The 13,619-nt window shown below is 52.1% G+C and carries 15 protein-coding genes; 12 read left to right on the top strand and 3 right to left on the bottom strand.

The genetic code is table 11. The features are described from left to right. On the bottom strand, positions 1 to 314 hold a 314-nt coding region (locus PFRI_RS04070), incomplete at its 3' end, for an Hpt domain-containing protein (RefSeq protein ID WP_072629465.1). A gap of 207 nt (positions 315 to 521) precedes the next feature. Here PFRI_RS04070 and PFRI_RS04075 point away from each other — a divergent pair. Next, positions 522 to 1,733 carry a PP2C family protein-serine/threonine phosphatase gene (locus PFRI_RS04075; protein WP_342742260.1) on the top strand — a complete coding sequence of 404 codons (1,212 nt, stop codon included), beginning with the start codon at positions 522 to 524 and terminating at the stop codon, positions 1,731 to 1,733. On the opposite strand, the gene PFRI_RS04080 is transcribed toward PFRI_RS04075, so the two are convergent. Continuing rightward, the gene (locus PFRI_RS04080) at positions 1,720 to 2,163 is read right to left on the bottom strand and encodes an NUDIX domain-containing protein (RefSeq protein WP_072629467.1); all 444 of its coding nucleotides are present in this window, start codon (positions 2,161 to 2,163) and stop codon (positions 1,720 to 1,722) included. The genes PFRI_RS04075 and PFRI_RS04080 overlap by 14 nt on opposite strands. Before the next feature lie 76 nt (positions 2,164 to 2,239). On the opposite strand from PFRI_RS04080, the gene hslO reads away from it, so the two are divergent. The 9 genes from hslO (at position 2,240) to PFRI_RS04125 (ending at position 11,855) form a co-directional block, all read left to right on the top strand. Next, a complete protein-coding gene (gene hslO / locus PFRI_RS04085; RefSeq protein ID WP_072629468.1) occupies positions 2,240 to 3,217 on the top strand; it encodes an Hsp33 family molecular chaperone HslO in 978 nt (325 codons plus the stop codon). After that, a complete protein-coding gene (locus PFRI_RS04090; protein ID WP_072629469.1) occupies positions 3,210 to 3,809 on the top strand; it encodes a CoA pyrophosphatase in 600 nt (199 codons plus the stop codon). The genes hslO and PFRI_RS04090 overlap by 8 nt, the downstream gene beginning before the upstream one ends. Next, entirely contained in the window at positions 3,806 to 4,951 is a 1,146-nt protein-coding gene (locus tag PFRI_RS04095; RefSeq protein ID WP_072629470.1) for a CCA tRNA nucleotidyltransferase, read from the top strand. Before PFRI_RS04090 ends, PFRI_RS04095 begins: the two co-directional genes overlap by 4 nt. Further along, positions 4,948 to 5,535 carry a LysE family translocator gene (locus PFRI_RS04100; RefSeq protein WP_072629471.1) on the top strand — a complete coding sequence of 196 codons (588 nt, stop codon included), beginning with the start codon at positions 4,948 to 4,950 and terminating at the stop codon, positions 5,533 to 5,535. The genes PFRI_RS04095 and PFRI_RS04100 overlap by 4 nt, the downstream gene beginning before the upstream one ends. A 26-nt stretch (positions 5,536 to 5,561) precedes the next feature. Then, positions 5,562 to 7,397, top strand: coding sequence for an ABC transporter ATP-binding protein (locus tag PFRI_RS04105; RefSeq protein WP_072629472.1), 1,836 nt, complete (start codon positions 5,562 to 5,564; stop codon positions 7,395 to 7,397). Continuing rightward, positions 7,394 to 9,232, top strand: coding sequence for an ABC transporter ATP-binding protein (locus PFRI_RS04110; protein ID WP_072629473.1), 1,839 nt, complete (start codon positions 7,394 to 7,396; stop codon positions 9,230 to 9,232). The genes PFRI_RS04105 and PFRI_RS04110 overlap by 4 nt, the downstream gene beginning before the upstream one ends. Before the next feature lie 15 nt (positions 9,233 to 9,247). Next, positions 9,248 to 10,474, top strand: a complete 1,227-nt coding sequence (locus PFRI_RS04115) for a class I SAM-dependent RNA methyltransferase (protein WP_072629474.1) — start codon at positions 9,248 to 9,250, stop codon at positions 10,472 to 10,474. 16 nt (positions 10,475 to 10,490) lie between these two features. After that, positions 10,491 to 11,282 carry an ion transporter gene (locus PFRI_RS04120; protein ID WP_072629475.1) on the top strand — a complete coding sequence of 264 codons (792 nt, stop codon included), beginning with the start codon at positions 10,491 to 10,493 and terminating at the stop codon, positions 11,280 to 11,282. Positions 11,283 to 11,360: 78 nt separating this feature from the next. Beyond that, entirely contained in the window at positions 11,361 to 11,855 is a 495-nt protein-coding gene (locus PFRI_RS04125; protein ID WP_072629476.1) for a L,D-transpeptidase family protein, read from the top strand. Here PFRI_RS04125 and dalA read toward each other — a convergent pair whose 3' ends face one another. After that, positions 11,856 to 12,401: a divisome-associated lipoprotein DalA gene (gene dalA, locus PFRI_RS04130; protein ID WP_072629477.1), complete on the bottom strand. Its 546-nt coding sequence runs from the start codon at positions 12,399 to 12,401 to the stop codon at positions 11,856 to 11,858. Between the two features lie 166 nt (positions 12,402 to 12,567). Between dalA and PFRI_RS04135 the strand changes: the two genes are divergently transcribed. Continuing rightward, positions 12,568 to 13,194, top strand: a complete 627-nt coding sequence (locus tag PFRI_RS04135; RefSeq protein ID WP_072629478.1) for a L,D-transpeptidase — start codon at positions 12,568 to 12,570, stop codon at positions 13,192 to 13,194. Positions 13,195 to 13,341: 147 nt separating this feature from the next. Continuing rightward, complete coding sequence (locus PFRI_RS04140; protein WP_072629479.1) at positions 13,342 to 13,524, top strand: hypothetical protein; 183 nt, start codon at positions 13,342 to 13,344, stop codon at positions 13,522 to 13,524. Positions 13,525 to 13,619: the final 95 nt, after the last annotated feature.

A 13,619-nucleotide genomic window follows, 5' to 3' on the forward strand; every position in this document is an offset into this window, starting at 1 on the left:
TCAGACAATTTCCGCGTCATAACCCATGAAAAAATTCGGGTTTTGGGGTAGCAGCGGTATAACTTAGAAAATATCTGGCCTGTTTGTGCTTTTATTTCGCCTTCGTGACATAGATTCGCGAAGGATGTAAAACCAAGGTTCAGTGCACTTCCCTTGAGGAAATGCAGATCTTCTTCGATCTCTGATAGTGGCTTTTCGCTGTCTAAATGTTCTACACGCTCTTCGACCTCGCATAGAAATAGTTCGACGACTTCATCGAAGTCTTCGGCACCAATTTCTTCGCGCAACTCTACCACTCTCGCCCAGTTTATCATGTATCCTCCTGCATGTTGGTCTATCGGCGAAAAGGTAAAAATTTCGTTTCCTTCAGATGTGTTTTTTGCCTTTTTTTCATGTCGCTAGTTCATGTTTTATTAGGATCTGCGTTCTAAACCTCGGTTGCTAAGGAGGAAATTGTGCAGGCAGGTGTTACCATAAAAAGCGAGCGGACATCTTTTGCGGAAAGCATTCAGATCAAAGTCTTGATCGTCGATGACAGCAAATTGCAGCGCAAGATTATTTCGGCGTCGCTCCTTCGCATGGGATATGAAGTGCGTGAAGCGGATTCTGGTCAAACTGCGCTGGATATTTGCGAAATATGGCAGCCAGATCTTGTGTTGAGTGACTGGATGATGCCGGGCATGGACGGAATAGAGTTTTGTCGCGCGTTCAAGGCTCTCGATCGCGAAGGCTACGGCTATTTCATCTTGCTTACCTCAAAGAGCGGTAAGGAGGAGGTGGCAGAAGGGTTGCAATGCGGTGCTGATGATTTTCTGAGTAAACCGGTGAATGGTGTCGAGCTTCGCGCGCGACTGACGGCTGGCGAGCGGATCGTGAAAATGCAGAGCGACCTGCTTGATCAGAAAAGAATTGTATCTGAAACGCTCGAGCAACTTCGCAAGGTGCACGATTCGCTTAATCAAGACTTGATTGAAGCGAAAAAGCTTCAGCAATCGCTGGTCCGTGAGAAACATCGTCAATTTTCGAATGCAGCATTGTCGTTTATTCTTCATCCCGCCGGGCATATTGGCGGCGACCTTGTCGGCTATTTTCCTATTTCCAAACGCGAGGTTGGTTTCTTCGCGATTGATGTTTCTGGACATGGTGTAAGTTCGGCTCTTATGACCGCGCGTTTGGCAGGGTATCTTACTTCTCCCTCCCCTGAGCAGAACATCGTACTGACCCATGGTCCGCAGGATTCCGTTGTCCCGCGCGCGCTTGGGGATGTGATTTCAGATTTGAACAGGATTGTTTTGGATGAAATGGCAACGGAACACTATTTCACAGTCATTTTGGCGATCGCTGATATGGAGACGGGCGTCGTTAATCTATGCCAAGCCGGGCATCCGCATCCGCTTGTTAAGCGAAAAAACGGGCAGATTGAGCAGGATGGCCCTGGTGGATTGCCGGTCGGGCTTTTCCCGAAAGCTGAATTTGATGAGTTTCAGATTAAGCTCAATGAGGGTGATCAGCTAATCCTTGCTTCAGATGGCGTGACGGAATGCCCAAACTCGCAAGATGAGATGTTAGGCGAGGATGGTTTCGAAAAAATTGTCTGCGGTTTAAATGGTTTGAAAGGGGCTAATCTGCTTGAAACGCTAGTCTGGAAACTATCAGCATACGCAAATGACGCGCCTTTTCCTGATGATGTGTCGGCCGTGCTTTACGAGTATGCGCCAACTAAAGGGATCTAAATGTGCGGCGCAGAAAGTGTCGGTCTCCAACATTGGCAACAAATGAAATCGCCTGTTGTTTGCTTACCCAATGGGATGTGTGACCGGCTTCTGTTGGCGGCCCTTTTTTCAGCGCTGGACGGGCATAGTAGATGTGACAAAGCTTTTCAGCCCAAATGTTATATTCTGGCATATGAACAAATCTTCGAAATGCGCCGATCTTTCTTGGGGCACCAATCGTATAACCGGTCTCCTCCAAGATCTCACGGCGCAATGCGTGGATGACGTTTTCATTTGGATCAATGCCGCCACCTGGCAGTTGAAATTCTAAAAAAGGAGAATCTTGAAAGGTTAGCAAAATCCGATCGTTCTGCTGCAAAATCGCATAAGCGCCGGGTCGCAAAGTGTACTTAATGCCATCGTGAGGCGGTTCACCAAAACGTCTGATCATCTGCATGCCCTTGGACCTGCGCTTGCTGCGCCTATATAGGCGCGGTATGCCAAGTCACTGCGCATAAGGAAAGCCTATGTCACTCGGACAAAAACTCGCTTGGGACGATTCAGTCCTGCCCTTCCAACTGGATGCATCTGACATTCGTGGCCGCGTCGCGCGGCTTGATGGTGTTTTGGATGGGATACTAGAGCAACATTCATACCCGCCAGTGGTGGAGGCGCTTGTCGCTGAAATGGCTGTGCTGACTGCCTTGATTGGTCAAACGATCAAGCTTCGCTGGAAACTATCGCTTCAGGTTCAGACCAAAGGCGCGGTTCGCATGATTGCGACAGATTACTACGGTCCCACGGAAGAGGGCGAGCCAGCGCGCATTCGCGCTTATGCCAGCTACGATGCGGATCGTTTGAATGATGCTGCCCCTTTCGATCAGCTGGGCGAAGGTTATTTCGCGGTAATGATCAATCAGGGTAAGGATATGACGCCTTATCAGGGAATCACGCCAATTGCGGGTGGATCAATCGCGACATGTGCAGAGGCATATTTCGCTCAATCAGAGCAGATCCCAACGCGATTTGAGCTTAGTTTTGGCGTTTCGACAGAAGCTGACAAACCACATTGGCGCGCGGGTGGCGTGATGTTGCAACATATGCCCAAAGCATCGCCATCCGTCACAAGCGAAGGCAGCGGCGAAGATGGTTTGTTAACCCCTAGCGATGTTGTCGGCGAGGGCGACGATGCTGAAAACTGGACGCGCGCGAATGTTTTGCTGGACACTGTCGAAGAGCTTGAACTGATCGGACCAAGCGTATCGCCGGATACGTTGTTGTTGCGTTTGTTCAATGAAGAAATGCCGCGTGTGTATGATGCGCAACCCATTCGATTTGGGTGTACGTGTTCGGAAGATCGTGTGCGTCAAAGTCTTTCAATTTATTCGGCCAAGGATATCGAAACGATGACCACAGATGAGGGTCGCGTGACAGCGGACTGCCAATTCTGCGGTTCGCACTACGATCTGGATCCAAAGAGCGTTGGTTTTGAGGCAAATGCTTGAAGCCATTGATAACGTTCAGCGTCTATTGGTTGGCAATGGCCTGCCGTCGTCTGACTTTGATCTCAATCCGGAAATTAAGCTGCCCGCCGAGCGCAAGTTACGCCCAGCTGCTGTTCTGATACCGATCATAGAAAAGCAGGGCGAACCACATATTATCCTGACGATGCGTTCTAGTGCGTTGAAGCATCATCCGGGTCAGATTGCCTTTCCCGGTGGAAAACTGGACGAGAGTGATGCGTCGATTGAAGACGCAGCGCTGCGGGAAGCGTTTGAAGAGATTGGCCTACCGCGTGAAAAAGTTAAGATCTTAGGCAATTTACCAACACATGAAACTGTGACGGGCTTTACCGTGACGCCCATTGTTGGGCACGTTATGTCAGACTTTGAGGAAATACCGGAGCCCGGAGAAGTCGCGGAAGTTTTCACGGCTCCGCTGGCTTTCTTGACGGAGTCTAAGAATTTTCAAGTTGAGCATCGACGCTGGCGTGGTCAAATGCGGTATTATTATACCATTCCATACGGTCCATATTATATTTGGGGTGCGACGGCGCGGATGCTGAAAATGCTCAGCGAAACGCTGGCAGTTAAATGAAGCTCAGCGGCGCATGGATCGACGCCACAGCGACGCAAAGCGTGTGCGCCATGTTAACCAGTAATGGTTATCAAGCGCTTTTTGTGGGCGGTTGTGTGCGCAATGCGTTGTTGAACGTGCCTGTCTCGGACATCGACATTGCCACGGATGCCGAGCCGGAGGCGATCCTGAAGTGCGCTGAGCAAGCAAATCTCAAAGCCATTCCGACGGGCATAGATCATGGGACGATCACAGTCGTTAGCGATGGTATCGCGCATGAGTTAACGACTTTTCGCAGCGACACCGAAACGGATGGGCGACACGCAAAGGTACGTTTTTCAAAGGATGTGATTGAGGATGCTGCGCGTCGTGACTTCACGATGAATGCTATTTATGCGCAAGCGGATGGCACTGTGATCGATCCTTTGGGCGGTATGCCTGATCTTAAAAACCGACTGTTGCGTTTTATCGGTGATCCACATGCGCGCATCCGAGAGGACTATCTGCGCAGCCTCAGGTTCTTTCGATTTACCGCTTGGTATGGAGATCCTGCGCTGGGCATTGATGCGGATGGCCTTGCTGCGGTTGCAGAAAATATTGAGGGCCTTGCTGGCCTTTCAAGAGAGCGCGTTGGCACAGAAATCAAAAAGCTGATGGCCGCGAAAGACCCGACACAAGCGGTCGCGGCGATGCGTGTGTCTGGAGTTTTGGGTGCTGTTCTGGACGGTTCTGATGATCGCGCACTTGGTCCGTTGATCCATTTTGAACAAATGTTTGATGAGAAACCTGACGCGATCCTTCGGCTGGCGGCGATTGCAGGTGCTGAGAATGCAGAAAACCTGCGTTTGAGCAAAGCTGATAAAAGGCGTTGGATGCTGTTGCGTGACGAAGTGGGTGACATGAAATCAGCTAGTCATTTGGGCTATGCTTACGGTGCTCACGCGGCTCAGGACATTTTGATTTTGCGCGCGGCTTTGTTGGAGACACCGATTGATCCAAGCCTAGTGAGTGAAACACTAAAGGGCCAAAACGCAGTATTTCCCATCAAAGCGAAAGACCTTGAACCGCTTACAGGGCGTGATCTTGGGGTGAAGCTTAAGGAGATAGAAGCGCGCTGGATTGCGTCTGACTTTACGCTTTCTCGGGACGACCTGCTCGGATGATCCTGTTAAGCGACCCACTCTACCTTTTCGTATTTATCGGGCTGTTTTCACCAGGTCCAAATATCATTCTTCTCACAGCGTCGGGTGCGAAGTTTGGTTTTCAACGCACTTTGCCTCACTTGTTGGGCGTTGTTATTGGTGTTGGGGTCACGGCAGGCTTAACCGCATTTGGCCTTGGTGCGATCCTGCTTGCGTTGCCGAGCCTGACTTTTGCGCTCAAAATATGCGCGGCGCTTTGGATACTCTGGATGGCGTGGGGTTTGTGGAACAGCAAGCCGCGCGAAATAGACGGTACAGACATGCCGATGACGTTCCTGCAGGCTGTGCTTTTTCAATGGGTGAACCCAAAGATTTGGGCAGTCGCGTTAACCGCAGTCAGTGTCTATTCAAGCGGTTTAACACCAATTGGTGAAGCGCTTCGTCTCGCGAGCGCCTTCTCGGGCATCAACTTTTTCGTTTGTATGTTTTGGACTTTCGCGGGGACTTTGCTCACCTATTTGCTCAGCTCAGAAATTGCTTGGTACAATTTCATGCGGCTCATGGCCTTGGCCTTGGTCGCGTTTTCAATCATGATCTTCGTCTAACTCCTTTAGACGGAAAGCAGATGAATATGCTGCGCTTTTTCGAACGCCTCGTTGACCCATATGTAGATTACGCTGAGCAGGACACACCTCCGCAAAAACTGTGGCCGTTCATGATGGCCTATTCGCAGCCGTTTAAGCGGGTGTTTTGGATAACCGGCGTCATGTCCATTGTCGTGGCCGTGGTGGAAATTTGGTTGATCGCCTACATGGGCCGCGTTGTGGATATCTTGCAGGGTGACCCCGCGTTGGTTTGGCAGACCTATAGCACCGAATTTGTGATCGTTGCGCTGCTGATTTTGTTCGTGCGACCGATCTTGCAAGGCATCGATGTCGCGCTTTTAAACAATACCATCTTGCCGAATTTCGGGACGCTTATTCGCTGGCGCGCGCATAAACATGTGCTGCGCCAATCTGTGGGATGGTTCGAGAACGACTTTGCAGGGCGCATAGCAAACCGGATTATGCAAACGCCGCCCGCCGCGGGTGAGGCGGTGTTTCAGGTGTTCGACGCGATCACGTTTTCGCTGGCCTATGTCATTGGGTCTGCGTTCTTGCTCGCCAATGCGGATCCGCGTTTGGCTTTGCCTTTGGTGATTTGGTTAGGGCTCTATGCCTGCCTTGTCGTGTGGACGGTCAAACGCGTTGGCCCCGCGTCGCAAGCGTCGTCTGACGCGCGTTCGACCGTGACGGGACGGGTAGTAGATGCGTATACGAACATTCATTCCGTCAAGATGTTTAGCCATGGTCCGCAAGAGTTGGAGTACGCGAAAGACGCTATCGAAAAGGCGCGCACCACCTTCCAGACAGAGATGCGGATTTTTACCATTATGGACGTGACATTGGTGATGTTGAATGGCGTGCTTATCATCGGAGTTGTTGGCGGCGCTGTGTGGCTCTGGACGCTTGGTGAAGCCTCTGTTGGTGTCGTCGCGGCGACGACTGCGTTGGTGCTGCGCCTCAATGCTATGACCGCTTGGATCATGTGGGCGCTGACGTCTTTCTTCCGTCAACTTGGTGTTGTGAAGGAAGGGATGGAGACGATTGCGCAGCCGATTACGTTAACGGATGTGAGTGATGCAAAGCCGTTGGAGTTCCGCAATGGGCAGATTGAGATTGATCGGCTCACCCATCACTATGGGAGACGAACAGGCGGGTTAGACACTGTTTCGTTGCAAATTGGGCCGGGTCAGAAGATTGGTTTGATCGGTCGTTCTGGCGCTGGGAAGAGTACGCTCGTTAAGCTTTTGCTACGCTTTTATGATGCAGATGGTGGGCGTATTTTGATCGACGATCAGGATATTGCGAAAGTGACCCAAGACAGTTTGCGCGCGCAGATTGGGATGGTGCAGCAGGATAGTTCGCTGCTCCATCGTTCTGTGGGTGATAACATACGGTATGGGCGACCTGATGCGACGGACGAGGAAATCATCGCCGCCGCGAAGCAGGCCGAGGCGCATGAGTTTATTCTTGGTCTTGCCGATGCCGAAGGGCGTGAGGGCTATGATGCCCAAGTTGGTGAGCGCGGCGTGAAATTGTCTGGTGGTCAACGGCAACGCATCACCCTTGCGCGCGTCATGCTGAAGGACGCGCCGATCCTGCTGTTGGACGAAGCGACAAGCGCGCTCGACAGTGAAGTCGAAGCGGCAATTCAAGAGACGCTTTATGGAATGATGGCTGGCAAAACCGTGATCGCGATTGCGCACCGTTTGTCCACGATTGCGCAGATGGACCGTATTTTGGTTCTGGATAAGGGCAAGATTGTCGAAGACGGCAGCCACGACGCGCTTTTGGCGCAGGGCGGGCTATATGCTGATTTCTGGGCGCGTCAGTCTGGTGGATTTTTGAATGCCGAGGACACATGAAGAATATTGAGAATTGGATCGAGGCGTTTCGCGAAGCCGATGGGCCGCCTCCTAAAACGCTTTGGGCATTTGTGAGCTGGTGCTTGGCAAGCTCTTGGCCCGTTCTGATCCTTGCGGCGCTTTTGTCTGCAGGCGCGGGCGCGATGGAGGCGGGGACGGCCTACATATTAGGTCTCGTGATCGACGCCGTCGTTGGCTCTGGCGCGGATAATTTCTATACGCCCGCGAACATAATGATGGTTGTGCTGGCGGTTGGCTTTTTCGTGGTTATTCGCCCTTTGATGTTCGCGCTTTCATCAGGTGCGAACCACATCATCGTGATGCCGAACGTATCAACCCTTGTTCAGTCGCGCTTGCATCGTTGGTCGCTGGGGCAATCGGTAACCTTCTTCGACGATGATTTCGCGGGACGTATTGCGCAAAAGCAGATGCAGACGGCGCGTGCCGTCACGGATGTTGTGTCTGAATCCATCAATGTGGTCGCGTTTGCATTGGCGTCTTTGCTGGGCAGCTTTGCGTTGCTTGGTGCAATTGATTGGCGTGTTGCAGGTTTGTTTGTGATCTGGCTGATCTTCTACTTCGCCCTTATCGCGTGGTTTTTGCCACGTATCCGGGCGCGCGCGGCGACACGTGCGAATGCGCGTGCGGTGGTATCCGGGCAGTTGGTCGATACGATTACCAACATCAAAACGGTCAAACTTTTTGCTCATGACGCGCATGAAGACGAAGTCGCTTTGGATGCGATGGGCAAGTTCCGTCAGCAATCGCTCTCATACGGTTGGCTCGCCGCGACGTTCCGGTTTTTCCTGATGGTGATTGCAGGGATTTTGCCAGTGCTGTTGATGGGTGCGTCGATCTATTTTTGGCAGCTTGGACAAGCGTCGCCAGGTGACATTGTTGCCGCTGGCGCCGTGTCCATTCGCATTGCGCAGATGACGGGGTGGGTGTCGTTCACGCTGATGGCGATCTATTCCAATGTGGGCGAGATTGAAGATGGTATGCGCACTTTGGCCAACCCTGTTCGGGTCGAGGATGCAGGCAGCGCGGCGGAGTTGCATGTCCCTAAGGGCGAAATCACATTCGAGAATGTAGACTTTCAATATGGCAATGCGCTGGGCGGTGTGACAGGTCTGAACCTCACGATTGGTGCTGGTCAGAAGGTCGGCATTGTTGGCGCCTCTGGTGCAGGTAAATCGACGTTGGTTTCGCTGCTTCTTAGGCTCTACGATGCGGAACAGGGTCGCATTTTGATTGACGGGCAACCATTGGAAAGTGTTACGCAAACCTCGTTACGCCGCACTATTGGAATGGTCACGCAAGAGACGGCGATGTTCAATCGCTCTGCGCGCGACAACATTATGTATGGACGGCATGGCGCATCTGAGGACGACATGATCCATGCGGCGCAGCAAGCCGAGGCGCATGAGTTCATCGCCAATCTGCGCGATAACAAACAACGCAAAGGCTATGATGCGCATTTGGGTGAACGTGGTGTGAAACTTTCAGGTGGGCAACGTCAGCGGATCGCCTTGGCGCGGGCCATTCTGAAAGATGCGCCGATCCTCGTGTTGGACGAAGCAACGAGTGCTTTGGATAGTGAGGTTGAGGCGTCGATCCAAAGCGCGTTAGAGCGCGCTATGGTAGGCAAGACTGTACTGGCGATTGCGCACCGGCTTTCGACGCTCTCTCAAATGGATCGTATTATCGTCCTAGATGATGGTCGTATCGTTGAGGATGGCACGCATGAAACTCTGCTCGAACAAGACGGGCTTTATGCGCGGTATTGGAACAGGCAATCGGGCGGATTTATCGACGTGCGTTCAGCCGCGGAATAAGGCACTAGCGGCCCTATGGATGAATTTTTGATTGAACGTTTGGGGCATCAAGGCGACGGGATCGCTGAAGGTCCTGTGTTTGTGCCGCGTACTTTACCTGGTGAACGCGTGAGCGGTATTCGCAATGGGGACCGCTTGAGTGATGTGAAAATCATCGAGCCGTCTGAGATGCGCATCGCGCCTTTGTGCCGTCATTACAAAAGCTGCGGTGGTTGTCAGTTGCAGCACGCGGCTGAACCGTTTGTCGCGCAGTATAAACAACAGATCGTTAAAAGTGCGCTGGATGCGCACGGGATCGAGACGGAGTTTCGCCCGATTGTGACCTCGCCCGTGCAAAGCCGTCGCCGTGCGACGTTCGCTGTGCGGCGTACGAAGAAAGGTGCGCTTTGGGGTTTCCATGCGCGCGGTTCGGATACGGTTGTCGCTGTGCCCGAGTGTCAGTTGGTGCTGCCCGAGATTTTGCAGATTGATGCGTTGATGAACGATCTCGCCAAAATTGGTGGATCGCGCAAAGGTGAGATGTCGGTGAATGTCACGCTGTCCGAGGTTGGGCTCGATGTCTTTGTAAGCGGCGGCAAGCCGCTGGACGAAACGTTGACGATTGGTCTGTCCGGTGTTGTCGAAGCGCATAAACTGGCGCGTTTGACGTGGGATGATGAAATCATCGGGATGCGCAATCCGCCTTATCAGAAGTTCGGTGCAGGCAAGGTTGCCCCACCACCCGGTGCATTTTTGCAAGCGACAGTGCACGGGCAGGACGCTTTGACTGCCGCTGTAAAGGAAGCTGTGAGCGGTGAAAAAGGTGTCGATCTGTTCGCAGGTTGCGGCACGTTTACTTTGCCCCTGGCTGAGCACTACGAGATGATCGCGCTTGAGAGCGAGAAACCGATGATCGCAGCGCTTGACCGGGGTTGGCGTGAGGCGAAAGGGCTGAAAAAGATTGAAGCGGTTGCGCGCGATTTGTTCCGCAGGCCGTTCTTACCAGACGAATTGGCGAAGCTTGATTTCGCTGTGCTCGATCCGCCGCGTGCGGGGGCAGAAGCGCAAGTTGCTGAACTGGCGAAAAGTGAAGTCGCGCAGATTGCCTATGTGTCGTGCAATCCTGTGACCTTTGCGCGCGATGCCAAAGTCTTAATCAATGCGGGATATGTGCTTGATTGGGTGCAGGTTGTGGATCAATTTCGCTGGTCTTCGCATGTAGAACTTGCAGCAAAACTCTCGCGTCCACATATGCAGCGCTAGGGCAAAGGGAACGGGTATGCGTCAAGCGTTAGACAAATGGTTAGATCGGCCGATCGTTGGCAATTTCATTATTGCTGTGATCATTGTGAACGCGATTGTGCTGGGTCTTGAAACGTCCAAGCCGATCATGGCGCAGTTTGGCGGATTGATCTTGGCGATTGATCAGGCCTGTCTTGCGATCTTTGTAGTTGAGATTGGCGCAAAGTTGGTCGCGCGTGGCGGACGTTTCTTCCGTGATGGTTGGAACTTGTTTGATTTAGCAGTTGTCGCGATTGCGCTTGTACCAACCAGTGGTGGATTGTCGGTGCTACGGGCGTTGCGTATCCTGCGTGTTTTGCGAGTTGTCTCTGTTGCGCCCAGCCTGCGCCGTGTGGTGGAGGGGTTCATTACCGCTTTGCCGGGCATGGGCAGTGTGTTCCTGTTGATGTCGATTATTTTCTACATTGGCGCGGTAATCGCGACGAAGATATTCGGTACAGATTTCCCGCAATGGTTCGGTTCATTGGGGCAATCTGGTTACACGCTGTTCCAAGTGATGACGCTGGAAAGCTGGTCCATGGGGATCGTGCGCCCTGTGCTTGAGATTTATCCCTATGCTTGGGCGTTCTTTATCCCGTTCATCTTGGTGACGACATTTGCGGTGGTCAATTTGCTGGTGGGTTTGATCGTGAACTCTATGCAAGACGCGCATCAGGCAGAGGATGTGCAGCGCACGGATGCTTACCGCGATGATGTGCTGGTGCGGCTTGAGGCAATTGAAGCATTGCTGAAAGAGACGGCAGAGTCACAACAGCGTCAAAGCAAGTGATTTCCTTTTGAAGGATGGGTAAAACCGTTTAAGGAAGGTGCAACTTATAAGCGTATAAATTTTGAGGCAGTATTTTAGATGAAAAGACGGATTGTTCTTCTATCAGCAGCATCCGCTTTGTTGCTCACGGCATGTGGTAGCAAGTTTAAGCGTTACAACGACCCTCAAGTCACGCGCGTCATTGTTTTCAAAGGTGAGCGTAAGATGCATTTGATGCATAAGGGAAAAGCGCTTCGGAGTTATGACATTGATCTCGGTTTTGCGCCTTATCAGCATAAACGCGAAGAGGGGGACGGGCGAACGCCCGAGGGCAATTACATCATCGATCGCCGCAATCCCAATTCAAGCTTCCATCTTTCTATCGGGATTGATTATCCGAACGCACGCGACATCGCTAAAGCGCGCGCAGCTGGGGTGAGCCCGGGAGGAGATATCTTTATCCACGGGCAGCCGAATAAGTTCGCGCCCAAAGGACCTGACTGGACTGCTGGATGTATTGCTGTGACGAACAAGGAAATGGAACAGATTTATTTCATGGTGAACAACGGCACGCCGATCACGATCTATCCTTGATTAGTTAGCCGCGAGTTGGAGCGGTGGCGTACTTGCGGGTGCGCCTGTCACCAGCGTCCACCAGATCTTGCCATTGGACTCTTGGAAAAAGGCAAAACCCATTTGGGTAGATGTTTTGTCTAGGATCACATTGCGCGTGCTTGGATCTTCCATCCATGCGCCAAGGGTTTCCAGTTCTGTCTCGTATGTCTCAGAGATGTTTTCGCCCTTCAGTTCGCCGAAGTATCCGACGCGACGTACGCGGTCGATTGGAGAAGACCCGTCAGAGCCAAAGTGCCAAGGGCGGTTTTGAATGGACATGTCGCGCGAATGTGTGGCCGCAGCTGCGTTTAACTTGGCGTCCAGTTGAAGCGGTGACGCGCCAGAAGCTTGGCGGAGTGAGTTGACTGAATCGAGCATGCGGAACTGGATTTTGGCTAAGTCGTTTGAGCCGATGCGGTAAACCTTGGGAAGTGGTTTGCCATCGGGCGCAAGGGTTGTTGATGAGCTGCCACATGCTGACAAGACCAGCATTGCCGATATTAGGAGAAATCCGATGCGCATCATTTTAACTTACCTTAAGCCTGCTTTTTTCTAGCACTACCCCCCAATGCGTTGCGATTCAAACCCACAATCGGTTCAGAATCGCACAATAGTGTGCGTTTGAATTGCGAGTGAGGCTTTCGCGCACTAATAGTGAGTGCAAACACCAGTGTCTGAATTGGAGAGCGGTATGAGTGAACGAGCAACTAAACCCCTAAACCGACGTAGTTTCATCGGAGCAGCAGGTGCTTCGGTTTTGGCAGGACCTGCGATTGCGCAGCAAGCCTTGGCAACGCAGCCAGGTTTACCAAGCAACGGGACGGTTGAGTTAGAGCGTGACATCAGCGAAGCGGTGCGCCGCAACATTTCGTCGTTCCGCACACTTGATTGGCAGCCTTATTTCAACAATCTGAATAACGGCGCGATCCTTGTCGATATCTCTAGCCGTGCGCTGCACTATTGGTCTGAGGGCGGGGATACATATAAGCTGTATCCGTCTTCGGTGCCTTTGACGCCCGATTTGACGAAAAAGGGCCGCACGACTGTTGTGCGAAAAGTTGAGGGGCCCACATGGCGTCCAACGCCATCGATGAAGAAGCGTAACCCAGAGTGGCCTGATGTGGTTGAGCCCGGTCCTGATAACCCGCTTGGGACGCATGCGCTTTATCTGAGCTGGACGTATTACCGCATCCACGGCACGCACGACACGCGTAAAATTGGTCGACGTTCCTCTAATGGGTGCATTGGGCTTTATAATGAGCACATTGCGCAATTGTTCGCGGCGACGAAAGTGGGCACACAAGTGTTGCTAATTTGACGACATATGGGCGATCATGGGCTGAACAGCGAAAAGATGGGTTTGCATTCCATTAAGATAACTGTTTAGAACGGGAAATGAGGTTTAAGTCTTGGGTGCTTATTGTCCCGCAAATGGGGCTTTAGGCGAATTCTAGAGGATACTACAATGAAAAAAATCGCACTTGCTGCTGCACTTTCCGTCGCTGCTTCCACAGCTTTCGCTGGCAACATGTCAGCTCCAATCATGGAAGCTCCAATCATCGTTGAAGAAGCAAAAGCAGCTTCTTCTTCTTCCAACATCATCGTTCCTTTGTTGATCTTGGCTGTATTGGCTGCGGCTCTTTCCTAAGCTCTTAGCTAGGAAAACACAGTTTGAGAGGGCGGTACCGTTTGGTGCCGCCTTTTCTTTTTTCTGAACGGTTTTTGATTGAGCGCGCAAGCGCG

It is taken from the genome of Planktotalea frisia, from assembly GCF_001890925.1.
GTDB lineage: Bacteria > Pseudomonadota > Alphaproteobacteria > Rhodobacterales > Rhodobacteraceae > Planktotalea > Planktotalea frisia.